The organism is Acinetobacter sp. DSM 11652 (assembly GCF_900109815.1).
In the GTDB taxonomy this organism is placed as follows: Bacteria; Pseudomonadota; Gammaproteobacteria; order Pseudomonadales; family Moraxellaceae; genus Acinetobacter.
This window is the reverse complement of record NZ_FOBK01000004.1, coordinates 82,657-107,199: the sequence shown is the minus strand read 5'-3', so window position 1 is coordinate 107,199 and position 24,543 is coordinate 82,657. Positions and strand designations below refer to the sequence as shown.

General features: G+C 39.0%; 25 protein-coding genes. 15 read left to right on the top strand and 10 right to left on the bottom strand.

What is annotated here, in order from left to right; genetic code table 11:
* The first annotated feature begins 75 nt into the window (after positions 1-75).
* The 4 genes from BMW42_RS05490 (at position 76) to BMW42_RS05475 (ending at position 3,213) form a co-directional block, all read left to right on the top strand.
* Positions 76-720, top strand: a complete 645-nt coding sequence (locus BMW42_RS05490) for a ParA family protein (RefSeq protein WP_092766778.1) — start codon at positions 76-78, stop codon at positions 718-720.
* A 126-nt stretch (positions 721-846) separates the two neighbouring features.
* On the top strand, positions 847-1,956 hold the full coding sequence (locus BMW42_RS05485; RefSeq protein WP_035264258.1) for an AI-2E family transporter: 1,110 nt from the start codon (positions 847-849) through the stop codon (positions 1,954-1,956).
* A gap of 126 nt (positions 1,957-2,082) precedes the next feature.
* Entirely contained in the window at positions 2,083-2,655 is a 573-nt protein-coding gene (gene sodC, locus BMW42_RS05480) for a superoxide dismutase family protein (protein WP_092766777.1), read from the top strand.
* Positions 2,656-2,922: 267 nt separating this feature from the next.
* On the top strand, positions 2,923-3,213 hold the full coding sequence (locus BMW42_RS05475; RefSeq protein ID WP_092766686.1) for a DUF3817 domain-containing protein: 291 nt from the start codon (positions 2,923-2,925) through the stop codon (positions 3,211-3,213).
* Between the two features lie 29 nt (positions 3,214-3,242).
* Here BMW42_RS05475 and BMW42_RS05470 read toward each other — a convergent pair whose 3' ends face one another.
* On the bottom strand, positions 3,243-4,466 hold the full coding sequence (locus tag BMW42_RS05470) for a chloramphenicol efflux MFS transporter CraA (protein ID WP_092766685.1): 1,224 nt from the start codon (positions 4,464-4,466) through the stop codon (positions 3,243-3,245).
* Positions 4,467-4,637: 171 nt separating this feature from the next.
* Positions 4,638-5,519, bottom strand: a complete 882-nt coding sequence (locus BMW42_RS05465) for a pirin family protein (protein WP_092766684.1) — start codon at positions 5,517-5,519, stop codon at positions 4,638-4,640.
* A 305-nt stretch (positions 5,520-5,824) separates the two neighbouring features.
* Here BMW42_RS05465 and BMW42_RS05460 point away from each other — a divergent pair, with 305 nt between their 5' ends.
* On the top strand, positions 5,825-6,553 hold the full coding sequence (locus tag BMW42_RS05460; protein ID WP_092766683.1) for a YoaK family protein: 729 nt from the start codon (positions 5,825-5,827) through the stop codon (positions 6,551-6,553).
* A 61-nt stretch (positions 6,554-6,614) separates the two neighbouring features.
* Here the strand turns inward: BMW42_RS05460 and BMW42_RS05455 are convergent, their stop codons facing one another.
* The 3 genes from BMW42_RS05455 to BMW42_RS05445 form a co-directional block, all read right to left on the bottom strand.
* Positions 6,615-6,974 carry a hypothetical protein gene (locus BMW42_RS05455; protein ID WP_228143087.1) on the bottom strand — a complete coding sequence of 120 codons (360 nt, stop codon included), beginning with the start codon at positions 6,972-6,974 and terminating at the stop codon, positions 6,615-6,617.
* Between the two features lie 236 nt (positions 6,975-7,210).
* Positions 7,211-7,639 carry a hypothetical protein gene (locus tag BMW42_RS05450; RefSeq protein ID WP_092766682.1) on the bottom strand — a complete coding sequence of 143 codons (429 nt, stop codon included), beginning with the start codon at positions 7,637-7,639 and terminating at the stop codon, positions 7,211-7,213.
* Positions 7,640-7,716: 77 nt separating this feature from the next.
* Positions 7,717-9,126 (bottom strand): FAD-binding oxidoreductase, encoded by a 1,410-nt coding sequence (locus BMW42_RS05445; protein ID WP_035264271.1) that lies wholly within the window; start codon positions 9,124-9,126, stop codon positions 7,717-7,719.
* A gap of 352 nt (positions 9,127-9,478) precedes the next feature.
* Between BMW42_RS05445 and serA the strand changes: the two genes are divergently transcribed.
* The 3 genes from serA to BMW42_RS05430 all read left to right on the top strand — a co-directional run bounded on the left by serA (position 9,479) and on the right by BMW42_RS05430 (position 12,708).
* Positions 9,479-10,711 (top strand): phosphoglycerate dehydrogenase, encoded by a 1,233-nt coding sequence (gene serA, locus BMW42_RS05440; protein WP_035264273.1) that lies wholly within the window; start codon positions 9,479-9,481, stop codon positions 10,709-10,711.
* A gap of 135 nt (positions 10,712-10,846) precedes the next feature.
* The gene (locus BMW42_RS05435) at positions 10,847-11,716 is read left to right on the top strand and encodes an EamA family transporter (protein ID WP_092766681.1); all 870 of its coding nucleotides are present in this window, start codon (positions 10,847-10,849) and stop codon (positions 11,714-11,716) included.
* Positions 11,717-11,829: 113 nt separating this feature from the next.
* On the top strand, positions 11,830-12,708 hold the full coding sequence (locus tag BMW42_RS05430) for an EamA family transporter (RefSeq protein WP_092766680.1): 879 nt from the start codon (positions 11,830-11,832) through the stop codon (positions 12,706-12,708).
* Positions 12,709-12,743: 35 nt separating this feature from the next.
* On the opposite strand, the gene BMW42_RS05425 is transcribed toward BMW42_RS05430, so the two are convergent.
* The 3 genes from BMW42_RS05425 to truB form a co-directional block, all read right to left on the bottom strand.
* The gene (locus BMW42_RS05425) at positions 12,744-13,202 is read right to left on the bottom strand and encodes a hemerythrin domain-containing protein (protein ID WP_035264279.1); all 459 of its coding nucleotides are present in this window, start codon (positions 13,200-13,202) and stop codon (positions 12,744-12,746) included.
* Positions 13,203-13,350: 148 nt separating this feature from the next.
* The gene (locus tag BMW42_RS05420) at positions 13,351-14,118 is read right to left on the bottom strand and encodes a sulfite exporter TauE/SafE family protein (protein ID WP_092766679.1); all 768 of its coding nucleotides are present in this window, start codon (positions 14,116-14,118) and stop codon (positions 13,351-13,353) included.
* Between the two features lie 12 nt (positions 14,119-14,130).
* Positions 14,131-15,036, bottom strand: coding sequence for a tRNA pseudouridine(55) synthase TruB (truB, locus tag BMW42_RS05415; RefSeq protein ID WP_092766678.1), 906 nt, complete (start codon positions 15,034-15,036; stop codon positions 14,131-14,133).
* Positions 15,037-15,182: 146 nt separating this feature from the next.
* On the opposite strand from truB, the gene BMW42_RS05410 reads away from it, so the two are divergent.
* The 7 genes from BMW42_RS05410 to BMW42_RS05380 all read left to right on the top strand — a co-directional run bounded on the left by BMW42_RS05410 (position 15,183) and on the right by BMW42_RS05380 (position 23,186).
* Positions 15,183-16,223: a lipase secretion chaperone gene (locus BMW42_RS05410; protein ID WP_092766677.1), complete on the top strand. Its 1,041-nt coding sequence runs from the start codon at positions 15,183-15,185 to the stop codon at positions 16,221-16,223.
* Positions 16,224-16,260: 37 nt separating this feature from the next.
* Positions 16,261-17,247: a lipase family alpha/beta hydrolase gene (locus BMW42_RS05405; protein WP_092766676.1), complete on the top strand. Its 987-nt coding sequence runs from the start codon at positions 16,261-16,263 to the stop codon at positions 17,245-17,247.
* 282 nt (positions 17,248-17,529) lie between these two features.
* Positions 17,530-18,513, top strand: coding sequence for an esterase/lipase family protein (locus tag BMW42_RS05400; protein WP_092766675.1), 984 nt, complete (start codon positions 17,530-17,532; stop codon positions 18,511-18,513).
* A gap of 221 nt (positions 18,514-18,734) precedes the next feature.
* Positions 18,735-19,724: a lipase family alpha/beta hydrolase gene (locus tag BMW42_RS05395; RefSeq protein WP_081403225.1), complete on the top strand. Its 990-nt coding sequence runs from the start codon at positions 18,735-18,737 to the stop codon at positions 19,722-19,724.
* Positions 19,725-19,882: 158 nt separating this feature from the next.
* A complete protein-coding gene (locus tag BMW42_RS05390; protein ID WP_035264290.1) occupies positions 19,883-20,857 on the top strand; it encodes an esterase/lipase family protein in 975 nt (324 codons plus the stop codon).
* A 228-nt stretch (positions 20,858-21,085) separates the two neighbouring features.
* Entirely contained in the window at positions 21,086-22,063 is a 978-nt protein-coding gene (locus BMW42_RS05385) for a lipase family alpha/beta hydrolase (protein WP_092766674.1), read from the top strand.
* Positions 22,064-22,220: 157 nt separating this feature from the next.
* Positions 22,221-23,186: an esterase/lipase family protein gene (locus BMW42_RS05380; RefSeq protein WP_092766673.1), complete on the top strand. Its 966-nt coding sequence runs from the start codon at positions 22,221-22,223 to the stop codon at positions 23,184-23,186.
* Between the two features lie 60 nt (positions 23,187-23,246).
* Here the strand turns inward: BMW42_RS05380 and rplS are convergent, their stop codons facing one another.
* The gene (gene rplS, locus BMW42_RS05375) at positions 23,247-23,618 is read right to left on the bottom strand and encodes a 50S ribosomal protein L19 (protein ID WP_004787066.1); all 372 of its coding nucleotides are present in this window, start codon (positions 23,616-23,618) and stop codon (positions 23,247-23,249) included.
* A gap of 179 nt (positions 23,619-23,797) precedes the next feature.
* Complete coding sequence (trmD, locus tag BMW42_RS05370; protein ID WP_092766672.1) at positions 23,798-24,538, bottom strand: tRNA (guanosine(37)-N1)-methyltransferase TrmD; 741 nt, start codon at positions 24,536-24,538, stop codon at positions 23,798-23,800.
* Positions 24,539-24,543: the final 5 nt, after the last annotated feature.

The following is a 24,543-nucleotide window of genomic DNA, read 5'->3' as shown; positions in this document are numbered from 1 at the left end:
TGTATGCGCGTTTTGGCTGATTTTAATGCTAAGCTAAGATTAGACCTTATTTGAAGCATGTATAATTTTAAACTCATGAAAACGATACTGATTGCCAACCAAAAAGGTGGCTGTGGAAAAACAATTTCTGCGATTACGCTGGCGACAGCACTCGCACAGAAAGGTTATAAAGTCGCATTGGCGGATGCGGACAATCAAAAATCTGCATTGCAATGGTTAAAACAGCGCCCAGAATCAGCAACGCACATTCAAAGTTTAGATTGGCGCCATGAAAAATCGATTGGTGATGCACCGAAGAATCTTGATTATCTGATTATTGATGCTCCAGGCGCATTAACAGGTGAACACGCTGAACAATTAATTGCAGAATGTCATGCAGTGGTCACACCTCTGCAACCTTCTTTTTTTGATATCGACAGCACGCGTCGCTTCTTAAAACACATCCATGACATTAAACGTATTCGGAAAGGTAAAGTTCAAGTTCATTTGGTGGCAAATCGTGTCAAACCAAATAGTCAGAGTGCTAAAGAGATTCAACAGTTCTTTGCCAAGATTGATCAACAACCTGTTGCTTGGATTTCTGAACGAACAGCTTATGGTCAATTGGCGATGCAGGGTCTCAACATTTTTGATAAAAATCAAAAAACTTATTTATCAATACAACAACAATGGCAACCCTTGTTAGATGTTTTAATTGATGATCCAAGTGATTGGTTCTAAATAAAGAATACAGATTGTCATCGCACTTTTTTTTCATTTTCATATATGATGTTAAATGCATACTCGAAATGAATCAGATGTGCGGCAGATAAGTTTGAAAATCAAGAATATAGATCAGAGACTTTAGTGCAAGATTTTAATCCAACTTTACAGCGTGTACTTTTATTTGGCTTGTTTTTTATTCTGCTTTATTTGGGATATGACATTGTCAAATACTTTATCGTACCTGTGTTATGGGCTTGTATTATCGCCTATATGACTTGGCCTTTATACAAACGTATTCTCGCTTGGTGTGGTAATCGACCTACATTGGGTGCGTCTGTTATGACGTTCTTATTGGCACTCGTTGTCGGTTTACCGTTCACCTTTGCTATCTTCTTACTTCAACATGAAGGCCGAAACTTATTCTTTGATTTACAGCGCCAACTGGCTTCTGGTCATATCACCGTTCCTGACGTGATACGTGAGTTACCCATTGTAGGTAAAGAAGTTTCTCGAATTGTACGTGACATCAATGCCGACCCAAATGCACTTTTCAGTAATATTAGTGTATGGATTCAAGGACATCTAAATTACGGTAAATTCGTGATTAGCGAAATTACCAAAAATTTAGTCAAACTTGGTTTTGCCATGCTCTCTCTATTTTTCTTTTACCGTGATGGACAAACGATTGTTCAACAGGTCAGTAAAGCGATGGAGAAAGTCATTGGTCCACGTATCCAACATTATATCGACACGATCTCTGAAACAACGCGTGCAGTAGTATATGGTGTTGGTTTGACTGCCGTTGCACAGTCGATATTGGCAGGAATCAGTTATTACGTTGCTGGTGTTCCAAATCCAATGCTTTTAACCATTATGACCTTTATCATGGCGCTGATTCCTTTTGGCCCTCCAGTGGCATATGGTGCTGTTTCACTGTGGTTATTTTCACAAGGTCAGACCGTTGAGGCAATTGGTGTAATGGCTTGGGGCGTTTGTGTGGTGAGTACAGCCGACAATGTCATTCGTCCTTTGGTCATTTCAGGTGCTACTCAAATTCCGTTCTTATTGATCATGTTTGGTGTATTGGGTGGTTTAGCGAGCTTTGGTTTAGTTGGACTCTTTATTGGTCCTGTAATTCTCGCCATTCTTTTAGCCATTTGGCGTGAATGGTTACATGAAACACTGGAACCAGAACCCGTGCCTAAAGCTACGATGGCCTACGATCAAGACAATGAAACACCACTCTCATAAGTGGTGTTTTATTTTTACTGATAAGAAATCTATACAATCAAATACTTAAATCGTTCTTGTTGCTAAATGCCAAATTTGTTTCAATGCGTTATCACTTACATGGAACAAGGATAGAACAGCATGCAAATGCAATCGAAAGTTTCAGCATTAAAAGTTTCTATGCTCAGTGCATTGCTGAGTTTAGGCTTTATGGGATGTGCAGCAACGCAAAATACATCTGCATCCAAAGAATCCAACTCTAAAATCCAAACCATTCCTGTAAATGCGGTGAGTGCTCAAGGAGTTCATGATCAAATTGGAACGATTAGCTTCCAAGATAGTGACAAAGGTCTTGTGATCACAACGGACTTAACTAAATTATCACCTGGATATCACGGGTTCCATATCCATGAAAAAGGCTCATGTGAACCTGCTGAAAAAGATGGCAAAATGGGTGCTGCGCTTGCCGCTGGTGGACATTACAATCCAAATCAAGCGCCTGGGCATGGTACGCCAAACGATGGTCATCTAGGTGACTTACCTGTATTGAACGTTGACGCGTCAGGCAATGCAAAAACACAAGTGATTGCACCACGTCTTACACTTGCAGATATTCAAGGTCTATCCATCATGGTACATGCAGGTGGTGACAATTATTCAGACCAACCTAAACCACTAGGTGGTGGGGGTGATCGTGTAGCATGTGGTGTTATACGCTAAGCTACACCCAAGACTCATCAAAGGATTAAGCTCTAGCTTAGTCCTTTTTTATTTCGCTGATGATCTATAAAATGTTGTGAGTATCACTTCATATCCATCTTTATAGACATGATTGACATATTAGCTTATTTTTAAATCTACTATCATAAAAAACGATTATTATAAATTATATTTCCCTTAAACAATGCGATCTAGTCCACATAGATTCTAACTTTGCTACAACAACGATTAGGTAAAATAGGATGTCTTCTTTTGTGGGGTTTGAGAATGAATATTAAGTCCTTACGTATTATTGGTTTACTTGAAGGGATTTCATTCCTACTACTGCTTTTTTTTGCCATGCCAATGAAATATATGTTAGATCAGTCTATTTATGTGAAATATATTGGCATGGGACATGGCGTTCTATTTGTGTTGTTTTTAGTCGTATTATTTGTGGTATGCGAGAAGCAAAAGTGGTCTATCAATGTATTTATTCTTGGGCTGATAGCTTCCGTTCTACCCTTTGCCCCTTTTATTTTTGATCGTAAACTCAAACATCTCGAACAAATACAATGATTAAAAAATCCTCCACAAGGAGGATTTTTTTATGCTGAAGTGGCTCTTTCTTGCATGATCTGATGAACAATTTTTCTTGGAGCACTAAACCACAGTGCAATAAGGATAAAACAAGCCAATGCATATACCATCGTGCCGTAAGATTCATACATAATGCGTACAATTTCGATCACAACAAAGAATGCAATCATCATAATCATGCCTACTGCGGCAGCAACAGTTCCTTTAGATACCTCAGATGCATCTAAACTGAAACGATAAAGCACAGAAAAACTGCAGCCCTCACCAAAACTGATTAAGGTCATACCGATAATTAAGCACCATAACAAATAATCCTGCCAAATCGCACCTGCCAAAACAATAAGCGTTCCAACCAACATCAACGGCAATGCAACTAGCACGGTCTTTCCTACCGCATAGCGATCAATGACACGAATCAAGACTATATTTCCAATAATTAAACCACCCAATACAGGCACCTGTGCATAGCCATATTGCATATTGGTCAGACCGAGCTGTTCGACCAAAATTACAGGTGACATAGCGATCCACAAAATCAGTGGAATTGAGACCATGGGTACTGACAAAGCCAAGCCCATAAATTTTTTATTTTTAAAAATGGATTTGAAGTCATCCCATACATAGCTTAATGGTTGCTTAGGAATACTCAAATGCTGCTCAGGCATTTTTGCTTTAAGACCAAACCAACTTAAGGCTGCTAAAAAGGCAATCCCAATGAAACCCCAATGCCAAGACACATGGTCTATCATAAATGCGCCTAGCACAGGACCAAGTAATGGTGCGATCAATGAAATATTCGCCATTAAAGCCATGACTTTAATCGCATCTCTTTCCTCAAAAATTTCTTGGATGGCAGCATAACCCACAGCTGAAATAATGGTCAGCCCAATCCCTTGTAAAAAACGAAATACAAGAAATTGCTCTATAGACTGGGTGAATAAAATGAGCAAACAACAGACCACAAAAAAGAAAACACCTCCAAGGAGTACTTTTTTACGACCTAAGCGATCTGATAACGGACCTAAAAACCACGCCAAACATGCTCCACCCAATAAAAAGAAAGACATGGATGATGGCGCCCACTCACTGCCTACACCAAACTCACGTGTAATCGTAAGCATCGCAGGTTGTACAAGATCATTACAGATATAGACTGAAAATTCGAAGAGCACCAATGCCAAAGGAAACATAATTGTTGCCCGACTTAAGGTTGCTTTACTCACCTTTTGCATGTTTTTTTTCACATGTTTGAATATTTTTTGGAAGCGTAGTTTACGTAAAATGCATCACAATGCCATGACAAAGTTTTGCGTTTTTGTAACCCTGAATTGAGAAAGAAAGTCTGAAAATTAAACGAAAATTTAGCCTTTATTTTAAATCAATTTCTCACCCAAACATTGACATCATTTGGCATCAATTGCATGGCTTTTCAAAAAAGTACCATGCTTCATTTCCTCAATCGCTTCAACAATCTCATCTTGCGTATTCATGACATAAAAACCACGCCCGACTAAAGGTTCATTTAGTGGCTGTCCCATGAGATATAAAATTTTGCTATCAGACAATGTGGTGAATTCAACGTTTTCACCATGACTTGAAAATACTGCCATTCCCTGATCAGTCAGTAATTCATCATCTGTACCAAATTCAACTTTACCACGGCGCATATACATCAGTGTGGTATCCAAATGTCCTGCTGGTAATGTGAGTGTGTGACCTGCTTTTAAATCCAAATCCAAAACCAGCAAAGGACTGTGGACTAATGCTGGTCCTTGCACTTGCATAAAGGCACCAGCAATGACACGCGCAGTACCCGCATCATGAGCTAAATCTACAACTGGGATGTTAGATTTAAGTAAGCTTTGATAACGCGGATTCGATTTTTTTGCAGTTGCTGGCAAATTCACCCACAGCTGAATCATTTCAAATCGTCCACCCTCTCGGGAAAATGACTCACTAAATTTTTCTTTATGAATAATGCCTGATGCAGCAGTCATCCACTGTACATCACCTTTCTGAATAACACCTCCACCACCTTGCGAATCCCAATGCTCTAACTCACCTTCATACACAAAAGTGACTGTCTCAAAACCACGGTGCGGATGCTCTTCAACACCTTTACGCAGTTGAGAGGGTTTCAACATACCGGGACCAATATGATCGAGAAGTAAAAATGGGGATACTGTATTTCCGAGTTCATAGTGTGAAAAAACAGACACGACCGGATTAAAGTCTCCAACTGAAAAATGACTGTCGTTACGATGGATAAAAGCGAGTGTTTTCATTTTTTATCTTATTTATTGAATAACTTTAGTTTAATGGGGTTTTAGATTTCCCTCTACGTTAATTTTATGATGCTTTCAGTTGTGTTTTATCAATTGAAATATTTTTGTCATCAAAATTTGATGCAATTTGAAACATATAAAATGTTAGAAATCATCTAATCTGAACATTCACCACTGATCAATATGAAACTTTTAATTACTTAATGTTCATGTGGATTAATTCCACAAAGCAAAGGATCTGCAGACTCGATAAAACACTTGTTTTGTCGATGTAATCTCTCAGTGCACCTTGAGCTTTTAGAACTATGTCAAAATGCTACATACCAATTAAAAATCGCTGGCGACATCATCATGAAGCTTCGATTCTATCTCTCGTCGGTGGTTGGCTAAATACCGTTGGATTTATTTCATTATTTGGCATTTATACCAATCATGTTACTGGCTATATCGTGACTGCAGGCAAAGAAACGATCCTGGGAGGATTAGGACTGTGGGCTCTTTTTATTGGCATTTTCGTATTTACGATTGGTATTACCGCATGGTGTGAACAACGTTGGAAAGACAAATATCCGAACATCTTACTTGGGTTCTTTATTGCAGAGACAATACTGTTAACGCTCTTCATGCTGGCGGGACTTAATTTCAGCCCGTTTTATACTTTGGCTGAATTTGGCGCAATACTTACCGCAACATTGGGCATTGCTGCAATGGGAATTCGAAATGCCATTATCCGAACATTACTATCTACAATGGCTACCTCAACCTTAATGACGGGCAATCTTGCTCAACTGACCATTGATTGTACTATTGCTTATGGGGCGCCTCATGTATCAGAAGAACGCAAACAAGTTGCCAAACAAAATATTCTAAAAATCTTACCGACTATTTTATCCTTCAGTTCAGGTGCAATATTAGGTGCGATTACTTATATGTTCTTTGGCTTCTTATGTATGATTTTTCCCATTTTAGCGATGGGCTATATTTGCTATCGTGAGTGGCGCTTCTCATCTGCTCATCCTTATTCGACTCAATAATGCACGCAATAAAAAAGGCATAACTCACTATGCCTTTTTAAACCGAATTTCTGGTCTGATGTCATGGACAAAGCGCAGTTTGGAAAGATTTTGTATTTTTTCCACGCCCACATTTGTATTCAGTTTTCTTATTAACTTGCTGCCATTTACCATCGTTCAATTTAAAACTATAGATAAAGCGCTCGGCAGCAATTGAGTCATCCATCAAGCCTGTTTGTGTCACTTTGACTTCGGCTACGGTCGGTGCTTCGGCACGATTAAAATACTGACGTAATTCAACAGTCGCAAGCTCATTGCGTAATTCAGGATGTAGCTTCAAGACTTGCTCTAAAGGAGTGTCATTCCCATGTACTTTAGAAATAACATTTTTCGTAGTAGCACACCCCGTGAGCATCATACTAACTAGACCAACTGTGGTCATTATTTTCATCATCATTGTTTTACTCAGTTCGCCATTGATCTTTTACATATGATGTTCTGAACTGTTGTGACAAAAAAGAACAGATATGTATGTTATTTTTTCTAAAGCTCATTAAAAATGATTAATAGAACGAGAAATACGAATAAAAAATGCAGCATATTGATGCTACATTTTTGAATTTAAACAGTTCAAATGACGCTCGTAACAATTTTATGGAAAATTTCGAAAGTAAATTTTTAAGGGCATAATTTATTATGAAAGTTTGTAGTATCTGGTCCACGACCACATTTCCAAGTTTCATCTTTTGATATTTCTTTCCACTCACTATTAATGTATTCAAATTGGTAAGTTTCACGTTGTGCAGAAACAGAGTCATCCGCTAGTCCACCATAGGTGACAGTTACTTTTGCATGAGATTTTCCAGATTCAGGTGTATCGAATTCCTGTTGTAAATCTACTGTTCTCATATCTTCAAAGCTTTGAATTTTCCGATACACTTGATCTAAAGGAGAGTTTTGAACAGAATTGGCATTTTGTTTCGACGTTTCTACTTGACCAGTTACAGAATTATGATTTTTAGTATTGATCTCATTCGACTGTTTTTGACCTATACATGCATTAAGTGAAAGTGCAATTGCACTTAGAAAAATTATTCTTTTTAACATTAAAATTTCTCATGAAATAAAAAAACAGCATGACAAGCATGCTGTTTTTTAGACCTTATTTATAGATAGATTTTGTTTCACAAATCAAATAATTTACCTGGATTCATAATCCCATTTGGATCAAATACTTGTTTGAGTGCTTTCATATATTCAATTTCTTCAGCTGAACGTGTGTACTCAAGATATGGCTTCTTCGTCATACCTACACCATGTTCCGCAGAAATTGAACCATCATACTTTTTCACAGTATCAAATACATACTTGTTCACCACCTGACATTTCGCAAAGAATTCATCTTTGGTTAAATTTTCAGGCTTTAAGATATTTAAGTGCAAGTTACCATCGCCAATATGACCAAACCAGCAGATTTCAAAGTCAGGATAATTGTCAGCAACAATTGCATCAATTTCTTTAATGAATGCAGGTACGTGTGTGATGAGCACTGAAATATCATTTTTGTATGGGATAAATGGTGCGATTGACTCAGAAATATCTTCACGCAGACGCCACAAGCTTTCTACTTGGTCTAAGCTTTGACTAAGCACGCCATCAAGTACCCAACCTTGTTCCATACAATGCTCAAAGATTTCCATTGCCTTGTCCATAATTGGTTCAAATGGCGCCTCAAACTCAAGCAATACATAAAATGGGCATTCGGTTTCAAATGGACGTTGCACGTGACCATTTGCCAATACTTTTTGCATCGCAAGTTCACCGAAGAACTCGAACGCAGTTAAATCAATTTTCGCTTGGAACGCGTGAAGAACTGGCATCACTGCATCAAAGTCAGGTACACCGAGCACCATTACTTGCAGATCTTGTGGTTGACGCTCAAGTTTAATTTCCGCTTCAGTCACTAAACCTAAAGTACCTTCACCACCAATAAATAGGTGTTGCAACGCATAACCTGTAGCATTCTTGATCATGCCTTTGTTTAAACGCAGCACATCACCTTTACCAGTGACTACAGTCAGACCGAGTACCCAGTTACGTGTCATACCGTATTTAATGACTTTAATACCGCCAGCATTAGTACCGATGTTACCGCCAATTTGTGATGAACCAGCTGAAGCGAAATCAACTGGATAATACATACCTTGCTCTTCAGCATAATTCTGAAGTTGCTCAGTCACCACACCTGCTTGTACACGCACCATACGGTCTGCTGGGAAGAATTCCAAAATTTGGTTCATCTTGTCCATGCTGACTACGATTTCACCGTTAGCAGCGACAGCACCTGCAGAAAGACCAGTACGACCACCTGATGGTGTCACAGCAACATTAAATTGGTTTGCTAGTTTCACAATTGCCTGAACTTGTTCAGTCGTCGAAGGAAAAACGATGACTGATGGATTTGGATCAAAATGTTTAGTGTGATCGCGTCCCCAATTTTGTAGGCTGTCCGTATCAGTTTTGATACGGTTTTCACCAACAATTGACGTTAATTGAGTCAATAACTCTGGGGTTAAAGCAACTGGAGCATTCATCGTTTGCAGACCTAGCAAGAAAGATACAAGTTGTAGATTGCTTAAAAAACAAACCTTTAATCAAGATTTTAAAAGCGTATTTGTTAAGCGAATGTGAAGAAAATATCACCACGACTGGATGAGTCAATTTCACGATTGTGCATTATAAAGCATTTTCCCATGAAACCCCGATAAAATCAGACATTTTGCGAATGTTACTTAGATATGATGCAGTTAATTCAACCGCAGTTTGTCTGATAAGGACTATATCTTGCAAAAATATCCATAGCTCAAGTCATAAAGGAAATGTATATAGCACGCTCACGTATGCTATCATACTGCCACTAAATTTGGCCTTTGTAGCGGAGCCGTAATGAGCCAACATCTCTCTTTGCCTAAAGATAAAATTCGTTTCCTATTGTTAGAAGGCGTTCACCAAAACGCAATCGACACTTTGAATGCTGCTGGATACACCAACATCGACTATCGTAAAACTGCGCTTGAAGGTGAAGCGCTGAAAGAAGCGATTAAAGATGCTCACTTCATCGGTATTCGTTCGCGCACACAATTAACTGAAGAAGTTTTTGAAGCTGCGAATAAATTGATCGCGGTCGGTTGTTTCTGTATTGGTACAAACCAAGTGAACTTGAATGCTGCGATGAGCCGTGGTATTCCAGTGTTCAACGCACCATACTCAAATACTCGTTCTGTTGCTGAACTTGTATTAGCTGAAGCTATTCTTCTCCTTCGTCGTGTACCTGAAAAATCTACAGATACACATGCAGGTGGTTGGAACAAATCTGCAGTAGGTTCATTTGAAACACGTGGTAAAACTTTAGGTATTGTGGGTTACGGTTCAATTGGTTCACAACTTTCTGTACTTGCTGAAAGCATGGGTATGAAAGTGATTTACTTTGATACAGTAACAAAATTACCTTTAGGTAATGCTCGCCAAGTTGGCTCAATGGGCGAACTTCTTGCCAATGCTGATGTTGTATCACTACACGTGCCAGATGTCCCTTCTACACGTAATTTCATGACCAAAGAGCAATTTGCTCAGATGAAACAAGGTTCAATCTTCATCAATGCTGCACGTGGCACATGTGTAGTAATTGAAGATTTAGCTGATGCTCTGAAATCAGGTCATTTGGCTGGTGCTGCTGTTGACGTATTCCCGAAAGAGCCTAAAGCGAACGGTGAAGAGTTTATCTCTCCACTACGTAATATCCCGAACGTGATTTTAACACCGCACGTGGGTGGTTCTACGATGGAAGCTCAAGCAAACATCGGTCTAGAAGTTGCAGAGAAATTCGTTGCTTACTCTGACAAAGGTATGACATTGTCAGCAGTTAACTTCCCTGAAATTGCGCTTCCATTGACTGAAGGTAAACACCGTTTACTTCACATTCACAAAAACATTCCAGGCGTGTTGTCTAAAATTAACAACCTGTTTGCTGAACACGGGATTAACATCTCTGGTCAGTCTCTTATGACCAAAGGTGATGTGGGTTATTTAGTCATGGACGTTGATGCTACAGCTTCTGCTGAAGCACTTGATACACTTCATAACGTAGAAGGTACAATCCGCGCTCGCGTATTGTTCTAATCTCTAATACATTTGGAAAACCACAGCTTTTTCGAGCTGTGGTTTTTTTATGGTGTCTCATCTGAGTTGACGTTGGCTCCGCCAACTTAGATGAAAGATATCCCTTTCTAATCTAACCACCATACATTTAAAACCATGTCTTTGTTAAAAATAAACCCGCAGTTACAAGCACTCGGTTTGTTATTGATTGCCATGATCAGTCTACAAAGTAGTGGTTCATTAGCAAAAGTTTTATTTGAACAATTCCCGATCATTACTGTGTCAGCTCTACGTCTGACATTTAGTGCTGTGATTTTGGCGCTTATTTTTCAAGTTTGGAAAATTCAATTTAAACAAATTAAATGGACAGCCATTGTCAGTTATGGTGTCGCATTAGCTGGCATGAATATGTTGTTCTATCTTGCCATTGATCGTCTTCCACTCGGTTTAGCAGTTTCATTTGAATTTATTGGTCCACTCAGTGTGGCCTTATATTATGCGCGTCAAAAGTTTGATTTTATTTGGGTTAGTTTGGCCATTATTGGACTGATCCTTTTATTTCCCTTTGACCAAGCCAAACAACCTTTGGATTTACTTGGTGTATTTTTTGCGTTGGCAGCTGGCGCATGTTGGGCACTTTATATTATTGCTGGTCAGCGGCCTTCGGGAGTTTCAGGTAATCACACCGTATGTTTAGGCATGTTTGTTGGAAGTATCATTCTTATGCCGATCGCCCTCAGTATCGGCTTGCCAGCAAGCGTATTTGAAATTAATCATCTAATTTTATTCATCACTTTAGCGATACTCGCCAGTGCTTTACCCTTTACTTTAGAAATGATTGCACTACGAAATCTAACAGCATTAAGTTTCGGTACCCTGATGAGTATTGAACCAGCTGTTGCCGCATTATCTGGTTTTGTATTTTTGGGTGAGCAATTGTTATGGAATCAATGGCTAGCATTGTTTACCATCATTTGTGCCTCAATTGGCTGTACCTATACCACTCAACACGCCAAACAAAAATGATCTCATACTTAATTTAAACTACATTTTCCATGATGGATTGAAGCACTGTGGTCATCATAATAATGTTAAAATTTGAGCAGTCTCACTCTTTTTAATTCGGCTTCGTTTTCCCAATGCCAAATGCTCAACTCACTGCCGTGCTGTTCATGGTCTTATCCATGATCGCCTATCAAATTAGTGCATCCTTCGCAAAGCAGCTTTTTGAAGTTTTAGATCCATTTACTGTGGTCACTTTACGTCTATGCTTTGCATCAATTATGGTTGTATTAATGTTCCGTTCATGGAAAATTCTTCGTCGCCTTCCTTACTTAAAATGGAAAGATCTTCTCTTTTATAGTGGTTCAGTCGCTTTGATGAATGTCTTGTTTTATGCATCATTAGGAAAACTACCGCAAGGGATTGCAGTAGGACTTGAGTTCTTAGGACCACTCACCTTGGCTTTACTATCAATTCAACAACGAAGTGATTACATTTGGGTCATCCTGGCAATTTTCGGTGTAGCACTGATGGTGCCTTGGCAAGATGCCAATGCGACTAACTTTTCATATCTTGGTGCTGCTATGGCCATTGGTGCAGGCATTTGTTGGGCATTCTATATTTATTTTGGACAGAAAGTCGTTCGGCAGAATATCGGCATGCATGCTCTCAGCATTGCAATCGTCCTCTCAGCGTTGACATTATTACCGATCAGTATGGTTCATAATCCATCCGCATTAGTTCAATTTGAATATTGGTCACAAGCCATCGTCATTGCGCTTTTGGCTACAGCCATTCCCTATGCATTGGATTTATTGGCATTAAAGAATTTAAGTAAAATGTCTTATGGAACGCTATCAAGTTTGTCACCAGCATTAGGTGCATTGACAGGTTGGTTACTGTTGAATGAACACATTACCTTATTACAAGCCGTTGCTTTGGGTTGTATTATGATTGCATCAATTGGTGTTACTTATCGCGCTGCTAGAATGAAATCACATGGTATAGAAACATAAAAAAGATGGCACATGCCATCTTTTTTATCATGGGATTAAACCAAGCTGTCTTTATCTAATTTCTTATATTTCTTATATTCAGTTTGATATTTTTTAGCCAAACTCTCTTTTTGTTTATCCTCTAGAATTTTTCCTGCTTGCTGAAAAAAACCATGCTCTTCTTCTTCAAGATGATGATGAACGGTTTCTGACAATTTTTTCGCGATGGCTAACCATCCTGGATTACTGAATTCAGTTTCGGTGAGTTGCTCAAGTAATTCGTCCATTTCATGATGTTCAGCTAATGCATGACGCGTAATATTCAAACCTGAATCGGTCATCATCAGTGGAATATAGAAGTATCGGTCTTCTGCCACTGCATGAGCAAACAATTCATTTTTTAGCTGCTCAAATAATGTTCGGCGTTCTGGCGTATCCCCTGAAGTTTGAACCAGCTTCTCAGCAAGTTCACGTTGAACATCATGACTTTCACGTAAAGCTTCAAAAATATTCATCTTGTTATCCTGTCTTATAAATATGATTTGAAAAAAGAAAAACTTGAATGATCTTCAAAACACTCAACTTACTATAAGAGCTTAGGCGATAACTTCGAGATAGGTTTAAGAAGCGATTTGTATAAAAAAGTTTAATGTTGAGAATGGTTTACATTAAGAACATCTGATAACTTAATCGAACAATTAAAATAGATACCAGAATTAAAAACAGAATACGAATAAAACCGCTACCGTATTTAAGCGCCAATTTCACCCCCACAATCGAACCAATCATATTAGCAACAGCCATCATGGCACCCACTGCAAATAAAATGTGGCCTGCAGGAATAAAGAATGTAAGAGCGGCTAAATTGGTCATCACATTACCAATCTTGGCCAAAGCTGCTGCATGCAAAAAATCGACTTGTAAATATCGAATAAAATAAAAAATAAAAAAACTTCCTGTTCCCGGACCGAATAATCCGTCATAAAACCCAATCGCCAAACTTCCTATTCCAGCCAAGATCAGAATTTTAGTGTTTACCGTTTGTGCAATATGAACCTGTCCAAACTCCTTCTTTGACAATGTGTAAATTGCCATCACAATCAGCATCACCAAGACAAAGGGCTGCAAGATTGATTTCGGAATCATGGAAACACTGGCAGCTCCCGCAAAAGAACTGATGGCAGCACATATCGCCACCACCAGTAATAACTTCCATTCAAACTTAACTTTTTTAGCGAAAGTCCACGCGGATGTTGCTGTTCCAACAACCGCAGCTAGCTTATTGGTGCCAAATAATGTTGCTGGCGCCATATGAGGAAAAGCACTCATCAATGCTGGAATCTGAATGAGACCACCACCACCGACTGCTGCATCAATCGCGCCTGCGCAAAATGCAAAAAAAATCAGGCTGAGGATGATGTCTAATTCCATAATTGAGTTCGCTTATAAATTTAATACACGTTTAGGAACTAGACGTTTTTTATCAGTAATTTCAGCTAAACCTAAACACTTTTTTTCATCAAATACGAGGACTTGAGATTCGGCAGGATGATCAATATTACTTTCCATCCCACGACAGAAATATTCTGCACGACCTTCTGGTACTTGAACCTTTGGAAAATGATCGACAGGCGCATAAGCAGGTAACAACAATGCTTCACGTTGTTGTTCAGTTAGACTTTCTAAGTATTCAATGGTGTACTCTGGCACAATACCAAAATGTCCAGTTTGAATACGATGTAAATATGTTAAGTGCCCATAACTTCCTAAAGCTTGAGCAATATCCTCTCCCAATACTCGGATATACGTTCCTTTTGAGCATGTCACATCCAAAGTAATTGAATCTTGAGTGAAAGACATTAGTTCAATCGCGAAAATATGAATTGGACGAGCCTCACGTTCGATTTCAATTCCTTTACGTGCCAGCTCGTACAAAGGACGACCTTCTTTCTTTAAAGCAGAATACATTGGAGGAACTTGTTGAATGTCTCCAACGAATTGCTGAATCACGCCTTGAATTTTATCTTCGTTAAGTTCAATCGGTTGTGCCTCGAGCAAAACTTCACCCTCGACATCACCTGTAGTTGTACTATTTCCCAATTGAATCGTCGTTTGATAACGTTTAGTAGATTCCAGTAAAAAGTGTGAAAACTTGGTCGCTTCACCTAAGCAAATCGGGAGTAAGCCTGATGCTAATGGATCTAAAGCGCCAGTATGACCACCTTTTTCAGCACGATAGAGCCAACGCACTTTTTGCAATGCTGCATTTGAGCTAATCCCCAAAGGTTTGTTGAGTAGAAATACACCACTTATATGACGTCGAGTAATTTTTGGAGATTTAGCAGACATTAGATAATATTCAGATCAGTAAAATACTGCTATTTTATCAAATCCATTTATCGAATATTGATTAAATTTTTATGCATAAAATGTGACATTTGTGGCAAATTATTCTACACCATTAATAATAACTAAATGATTTCATAGGATGTGAAATGAATTCAAAAGCTAAATTGAAAATTACTCTGCTGATTGTGGCCTGTCTGGTCGTTTTATTTCTTCTCTTTCAATGGTTGAAACCTGACTCAGCTGAATCTGTTGAAAACTCACAACGAGCAGCACAAGATGCCGAAATTCAATCAGAAAATATGGCGCTACAACAAAGTACAACCGTGAATGGTTCTAGCTTTGCAAGTAAAAGTCAGCAAGATATTCAAATCAATTGTCAAATCCAAACCGATAATGCCAACCGTTTGATTGTGAATGAAAATACTAAGAACTGTTTTGAGTTTTTTATTACCCAATACGGTGAAAAAGAGATTCCGCAAATCAAGGCTGATTTTATTAAATTTGCTCAAAGCACCTATCAAGAACCATTACTAGGTCAACTGACAGATTTATGGTCACGTTATGTTCAATATCGTGAAAAAATGGGAGACCTAACACCACCAAACCATGACAAAGAAAGTGCGCAGTATTACAAAGCTATTTTTAATCAGATGAAATCATTACGTAAACAATTTTTTTCAGACTATGAAATTGAAGGTTTATTTGGTATCGAAGATGAATATCATGCTTATACCTTGGCTCGCATGAGTGTCATGGAAGATAAAAATTTATCTGAAAAACAAAAAGCCGATAAATTAAAAGAACTGTTCAATGATCTACCTGAAGATTGGAAAGAAAATTTAAAACAACTTTCTCAACTCGAAGATCTTCGTCAATTAACTGCAGAAATTAAAGCTCGTGGTGGTAGTGCAGAAGAAATTCGTCAAATGCGTCTCAGTTTAGTCGGTCCTGAAGCAACACAACGTCTAGAAAATCTTGATGGACAGCGCTCAAATTGGAAAAGCAAGGTCAATCAATATTTATCTGAACGTGACAGCATTGTAAAAAGTAATATGAGCTCTAGTGCAAAGCAGGAAGCTGTACAACGCCTCCGTTCTCAACATTTTAATAATTCACAAGAGCAACTTCGGGTAGAAACATTCGAGCAAGTTCATGATCAAGGCGGTCAACTTCCTTTTGCCGATTAATCTTTTCAAGGAACACATTCATTCACAGGGAAGAACGATGAAAAACTTAAAACTTAAATTGATACCTACGACGTTAGCATTCGTCATAACGCTATGCTTATCAAGCTCATTCACTGCCCACGCAGGTCCGGGATTACTCGAAGTAAATGAGACAAAGATCGGTAGTTACGCAAAAACCAAATATCCTATTGTGATGACACACGGTTGGTTAGGCTGGTCTCGCATAGGCAATGAAACATTCAATATTGACTATTGGTATCAAATCTTACCTGATCTATCGCGCAATGGTGCACGCGTTTTTGCAGCACAACTCTCACCTGCTCATACGACTGAATTTCGAGGAGAACAATTAATTTCTCAGGTTGAAGAAGTAATTGCGATCACTGGGCAGAAAAAGGTCAATCTGATTGGTCATTCGCACGGCGGACCGACTGTACGTTATGTTGCAGCAGTAAAACCCGACTATGTTGCTTCTGTTACTGGTGTAGGAGGGACTTTCAGAGGTTCTATGGTCGCAGATAAAATTCAAAATAATGAAGCAACTCGAACAATATTTAATATTTTAGGGGATTACATCATTCCCCCATTAATTGCTTATGCACAAGGTCGTCCTGATATGCCGATCAGCTTTGATGCTTCGATGAAATCATTAACTGAAACAGGCTCTGCTGCATTTAATGAACGTTTTCCAACAAAAGCTCTCGCGTCAAGTTGTACTCGTTTAGGCAGCCCAATAGACAACGGAATCTTTTATTATTCTTGGACTGGTGTTGCACAAACCACCAACCTCTTAGATATCGATACCATTTTAATGCAGCTCGGGCCTTTAGCGTATGGCAATAAAGATAATGATGGGATGGTTGGGCGCTGTAGCACGCATATTGGACGTGTGATTCGTGATGATTACAAACTAAATCATACCGATTTAGCTAATATGATGTTCGGTCTCAGAGGTTTATTTGCCCCAGATCCTATTTCACTTTATCGCCAACATGCCAATCGTTTGAAACTGACAGGACTCTAGACGCACAAAATAGCGCAGTCAAATGGAAAGCTATTCATCAGAATAGCTTTTCCGACCATCAGCGACTCTCGACAAAATTTAAATAATGCTTTTTGAACACATTTGCTAATGATTAAATCCTTTAATTATTTCAACTTTTGATTCTTTTTTGCTTTTTATATGTTAATTCGGCAAGCTAAATTGGCATTTTTTGTATCTTGTTGCATTCAATAACATCTTTTAAGGTCTTCTGTATGTTCATCTGGAAGAACATCATAGATTCACTAAAAACTAGGAATAATAATGAAAATAAAACACATTCTAGGCTCGCTGGTGACAGCGTTATGTCTAACATCTACGACAACTTATGCTACTCAAGCTCAACAGATCAAAGTTTCAAGTGTCAAATCTGACTATGCCAAAACGAAATATCCTATTGTATTCGCTCATGGAATGGTTGGATTTATACGTTTGGGCACTGAAAGTCTAGGCATGGATTACTGGTATCAAATTTTACCTGATCTAGCGAGAAACGGTGCAAACACATGGGCGGCTAGAATGTCTCCTTTCAATTCTTCTGAAGTCCGAGGTGAACAATATGTTCAACAACTTGAAGAAGTCATGGCGATTACTGGTGCTGACAAACTCAATCTGATTGGTCATAGTCATGGTGCAAACTCTGTTCGTTATGCCGCAGGTGTAATGCCTGAACATGTTGCATCAGTGATGACTGTAGCCGGTGCCAACAAAGGTACAATCATCGCGTCAGATGTATTAAAAATCGCAGATAAAACAGGAACATCAGAGCTACTGAATGTTCTCATCAGCACTTTTGGTAAAGTCATTATGTGGGCACAAGGTCTTCCTGCTGATACGTTCCCACATGATGCGATGGCCGCTGGTGTGAGTACATCTGTTGAAGGAACTGCCTTGTTTAATCAAAAATTCCCTCTCGGTTTACCATTAACCCACTGTGGCGAAGGTGCTTATCAAGAAAAAGGAATTCATTTATATTCAATGACAGGAAACAAGCCTTTTACGAATGCCTTGGATCTAGGTGACCCTGTCATGGTTCTACTTGACCGTTTGTCGGTTCATAAAGCAGGAAAAAATGATGGCATCGTTCCAGTTTGTAGTGCCCATTTTGGTAAAACTATTCGTGATGACTTTCCGTGGAATCATTTAGATGAGGTGAACTTGCTGTTCGGAATTAAAGGATTTTTTGCTCCTGACCCAGTTGCAGTTTATAGACAGCACGCCAACCGCCTTAAATTACAAGGACTTTAAATCTCTAGCTCTTTAATTGAGTAATTGCTTTCAAATTCATTAGGCTGGATTTGAAAGCAGATTCAAATCTTCATCAAGATAGTTCATTGATCAAATCTACCTCTCTTTTTTAACCTTAAAAATTTACCATTCATCTATTCGATATTTAAAATGTGATTTACATCACTATAATCAATTTAACTCTAGGATTAGGGTTTGATAATAAAAAGTTGAGGATGATGATGAAATACAACAAAATTATGGCGTGCCTACTTACGTCTGCAGCTTGCTTAACGACTCAATTATCTAATGCTTCTGCATTAGAAGTGAAACCTGTAACCTCGACACTTGGCAAATACAATACCTACGCAAAAACTAAATACCCAATCGTATTTGCACACGGACTAACAGGATTTGTCCGTCTTGGTACAGAGAGCTTTGGTTTAGATTATTGGCACCAAATCCTGCCAGATCTAGCGCGTAATGGTGCTAATGTCTGGCCTACACGAGTATCTCCATTCAACTCCAACGAAATTCGTGGAGAGCAATTGCTTCAACAAGTTGAAGATATTTTAGCCATTACTGGTGCACAAAAAGTGAACTTAATTGGGCATAGTCAAGGTGGACCATCAATACGTTATATTGGTGGAACAATTCCTGAACATGTGGCATCCATGACCACTGTCGCTGGTGTGAATAAAGGATCACCTATGGCAGACTTTATCTTGCGTTCAGAAGGAACAGGACTTGATACTGTGCTTGCGACAGCGATGAATTTTGTCTCGGGAGCAATTGTTTGGGCACAAGGATTAAATGCGAAAAGCCTGCCACATGATTCGCTTGCCTCGGCTAAAAGTTTATCTACAGCAGGCTCATTAGCATTTACAGAACGTTTCCCTGCGGGTGTACCAACCACAAAATGTGGTGAGGGTGCATATCAAGTCAATGGCATGCGTATGTATTCATTTACTGGTAATACACCGTTTACCAATGCCCTTGATCCATCAGATTATGCAATGCAAGCGGCATCTTTCATTGTATCTAAGGAAGGTGCAAATGATGGTTTAGTCCCAGTTTGCAGTGCTCGCTTCGGACAAACGATTCGGGATGATTACCGTTGGAATCATTTAGATGAGGTCAATCAAATGATGGGGATGACTAGCATTTTTGCAGCAGATCCAGTATCGGTTTATCGACAACACGCAAATCGTTTGAAACTTCAAGGACTATAATCTTCTCAAGCCTCCATACGCTCATCACGAAATTATGGAGGCTTATCTTAAAAATTGTTCCCTAAAGTTTAAATCCACTTTTCTTTCCTTTTGCTTCGCTATACTCTTATTGTGACAACGGAAATTGTCGAGTATTTCAATCCATCTAAGGAATAGAGATGAGAAAATTTATTTTGGGGACATGCCTCTCTTTCGCATGTTTAATTGGCACGAGTTACGCTGCTACAGCACCTGAACAAGTGACTTCAAAATTTCAAACTACCTATGCAAAAACCCAGTATCCAATCGTATTTAGTCACGGAATGTCTGGTTTTATCCGTATTGGCACTGATCCACTCGGTGTAGATTATTGGTATCAAATTTTACCTGATCTCGCCCGTAACGGTGCAAATGTATGGGCTTCCCGTGTATCGCCATTTAACTCATCAGAAATTCGGGGTGAGCAACTTTTACATCAAGTTGAAGAAGTCATTGCACTCACTGGATCGCCTAAGGTCAATCTAATCGGTCATTCTCACGGCGGGCCCACAATTCGATATGTCGCAGGTGTAAGACCTGAATTAGTCGCATCAATGACAGCGATTGGGGCGCCACATCAAGGCTCACCAGTGTCTGATTTTATATTAAAAATTCGTGATACAGCACCAATCCTTGAAACACCAATTGTGGCTGTAGTCAATCTACTGTCTAAAGCTATTATTTGGGCACAGGGACTTGATCCAGCATCCTTCCCTCACGACTCACTTGCGGGAGCCAATAGTTTGAGCTTAGCAGGATCAGCAATATTTAATCAAAAATATCCTATAGGCGTTCCTCAAAACTCATGCTCTGAAGGTTTATATCGTGAACAAGGAATATATAATTATTCCTTTACGGGTATCGGAACGGTCACAAACCCACTTGATGTAGACTCAGCTTTAAAAATTACCAGTCTATTAATTGATGGTGGTCAAGAGAATGATGGCCTCGTTTCACGTTGTAGTGCAAAATTCGGTAAAACCATCCGTGATGATCTCAATTGGAATCATCTAGATGAAGTCAATCAAGTGCTTGGTTTAAAAAGTGTCTTTGCGCCAGATCCAGTCTCGATGTATCGTCAACATGCAAATCGGCTTAAACAACAAGGTCTCTAATATATTTTTTTGTCTGCACTCATCTCTAGATGGGTCCAGACTGTTTAAATAGCCCTCATTAGCATGACATATCTATCCTATAAATGAGTCACCCATCCAATTTATATCAATAAATTTGCACTTTATCTCTTTTTTATAGACTTAAGTCACAATTTTAGTATCTTAAATTATGGCGATGGATATCGCCTGAATCATAAAAATAAACGAATCACTGAATGAGTATCGAAAATGAAACTAAAAAAAATAGTCATGAGCCTATGCATAGGTTCATGTTTTCTTCCTGTTGCACAAGCCTCAACGCAAATTAAAGATTTAGCCGTTAACCATACCGTCAAAACACCTAAATCAAATTATGCACAAACCCAATACCCTATTGTGCTTGCCCATGGCTTATTTGGCTTTGGTAGCATGGTCGGTGTTGACTACTTTTATCAGATCACTCCTGATCTTGCTCGAAATGGTGCAAACATCTGGCAAACACGTGTTTCAACGATGAACTCAAGTGAAGTGCGAGGTGAACAAGCACTGAGTCAAGTTGAAGAGATACTTGCCATTACCGGCAAGCAAAAAGTGAATTTAATCGGACATAGTCATGGTGGTCAGACTGTTCGATATATTGCAGGTGTTATACCTGATCATGTCGCATCTGTTACGACAATTGCTTCTGGAAATCAAGGAGCAAGAATGGCTGATATACTAGAAGGTGTTCTGGTAGGTAATATTTTAGAAGCACCTGCTCGCGCGATTTTTGACAATCTGGTATCGCCAGTGATTACATTCGCATCTGGTCTTGATCCAAAAGTCTTTCCTTATGATGCTAAAGCAGCCCTACAAAGTTTAGGAACGAAAGAATCACTCAAATTTAGTCAGAATTTTCCAAATGGTGTACCTACAACCCAATGTGGTGAAGGGACTTATCGTGTCAACAATACTCATTATTATTCATTTATGGGTAACTCTCCATTTAATACCGCTTTAGATCCATCTGATTATGGCATGTTAACTTCTTCTCTTTTGGCTGAAAAAGATGGAGATGGAATTGTAGGGCGTTGCTCTGCTCGATTTGGCAAGGTCATTCGTGATAATTATAAATGGAATCATTTAGATGAAATTAACCATCTACTTGGTTTAAAAAGCATTTTTGCACCAAGTGCTGTAGATGTTTATCGTCAGCATGCAAATCGACTTAAACTCCAAGGGCTATAAAACCTAAACACAAAGGGTGAATTTTTCACCCTTTGTGTTTAGGTTAATAATGATCAAATTTTAGTCGGATTTATCTTATTTTTGTTTAGTTTTTCTTTACAATATTTTTTGACAATAAATATTGTCTTTTTAAGGAAGAAAAAATGAAAACAAAAAAATGATCCCAGCACTTCTGCTAAGTCTGGTAGGATTATCTCAACTTACATATGCTTCCGGCCTGATCGATGTCGAAGCTAAATACGTAAATACCAATTATGCGCAAACTAAGTACCCTATTGTAATGGCCCATGGCTTTGCATTAAGTTTTAGCCGCATTGGTACAGAACATTTCGGTTTAGATCAGTTCTATCAAATTACCCCTGACCTCGCACGAAATGGTGCACGTGTTTTTGTCGCTCAAATGTCTCCTGTCGAATCAACTGTGGTTCGTGGTGAGCAACTGTTACAACAAGTAGAAACAGCTTTAGCTATTACGGGTAAAGACAAGGTCAATTTGATCGGCCATAGTCATGGAGGACCTACTGTACGTTACGTTGAAGCCATTGCTCCTGAGAAAGTTGCTTCTCTAACTGCTGTTGCAGGCAGTATTAAGGGCTCTCCCCTAGGAGATACTTTCGTAAATAGTAAAGTGCTTAATAGTGTAGCAAAATTAGTTATTGGTGATATTTTGGCACCTGCAATTTCAATTATGGAAGGTAATCCAAGTCTTAGCGTTAATTACGAACAATCCATGTATGATCTTTCTGTAAAAGGTTCTTTAGAATTTAATCAAAAGTTCCCTTCTGCTGCGCTCCCGAAAGACTGTAATTCTAACGGTTCATCACAAACGGCTAACGGCGTATATCATTATTCTTGGATTGGTTCTTCAAAGGTGACCAATGTTCTCGATATTTTAGATACCGCAATTGTTGTCTTAGGGACAGCGATTATGCCTAATGAACGCAATCACGATGGTCTCGTGCCTATTTGTAGTGCTAAATACGGCAAAGTAATTCGTGATAATTACAACTTAAATCATTTTGATGAAGTCAATCAAATACTTGGGCTTAAAGGCTTCTTTGCTCCTGATCCAGTATCAATCTTTAGACAACATGCCAATCGTTTGAAGATTCAAGGTTTGTAAGTTTTGATCATAAAAAATGCGCCAAAAGGCGCATTTTTTTGCTTCGAAGCAAGGCTAAAATTAACCTTGTTTACGAGCTGGTAACTTTTCACGAATACGTGCAGCTTTACCAGAAAGTTCACGTAGGTAATAAAGTTTAGCACGACGAACGTCACCACGACGTTTAACTTCGATTTTAGCTACGATTGGTGAATGAGTTTGGAAAACACGCTCAACACCAACACCGCTAGAAATTTTACGTACTGTGAACGCAGAGTTCAAACCACGGTTTTTCTTAGCGATTACAACGCCTTCGAACGCTTGTAAACGCTCACGGTCGCCTTCTTTTACTTTTACTTGGACAACTACTGTGTCACCTGGTGCAAAAGCTGGGATGTCTTGTTTAAGCTGAGCATTTTCTACAGCTTGTACTAAAGGATGCTTACCGCTCATGGGGTATCTCCAATATGTGTGGGTCAGAAGAGGTCTGATATCCACTGGGGCTAGAGGCTAAGGCGCATAGACCCGATTGACTTTCCCTTTATGCTTGACCGCTTCAATGCATAAAGAGCCTATTTAATACTTCAAGCAATATGCTTGAGGTCATATTTGCTTAAATAAATCTAAAAGATTTATTTTTGCGAATCTTTGAGCCATTTCTTTTGCTGCTTAGTCAACTCAACTTTTTCAACCAATTCAGGTCGACGTTCAAGCGTTCGTTGATAGCGCTGCAAAAAACGCCATTTTTCAATATTTGCATGATGACCTGATTTTAGTACCTCAGGCACATCCAAACCTTCAAAATGATCAGGCTTTGTATATTGCGGACAGTCGAGTAAACCATCTACAAATGAGTCTTGAACGTGTGATTGTTCATCAGACATTGCACCCGGAAGTCTCCGAATAATACTGTCCAATAAAACCATCGCAGGCAGTTCTCCCCCAGATAAAACGTAATCCCCTATAGACCATTCCTGATCAACATATTTTTGGATCAAACGCTCATCAACACCTTCATAACGACCACACAATACAATTAATCCGTCATATTGCACGAAATCTTGTACTGAAGGTTCATTTAAGGTTTTACCTTGTGGCGACATATACACCACAGGTACATGAACAGCACCTGCTTGCGTTGCAAGCTCTTTGGCACGATGAATTGCTTTTGCCAATGGCTCAGCCATCATCACCATACCAGGACCACCACCAAATGGACGCTCATCCACTCGTTTGTAGTTCCCTGTTGCAAAATCACGAGGATTAATACAATGAATTTGCATTAAATCGCGTTTCGCTGCGCGACCGCTAATACCAAAACTTGTAATCGCTTCAAACATTTCAGGAAAAAGCGTAATGACTGCAAAAAACATCGCAG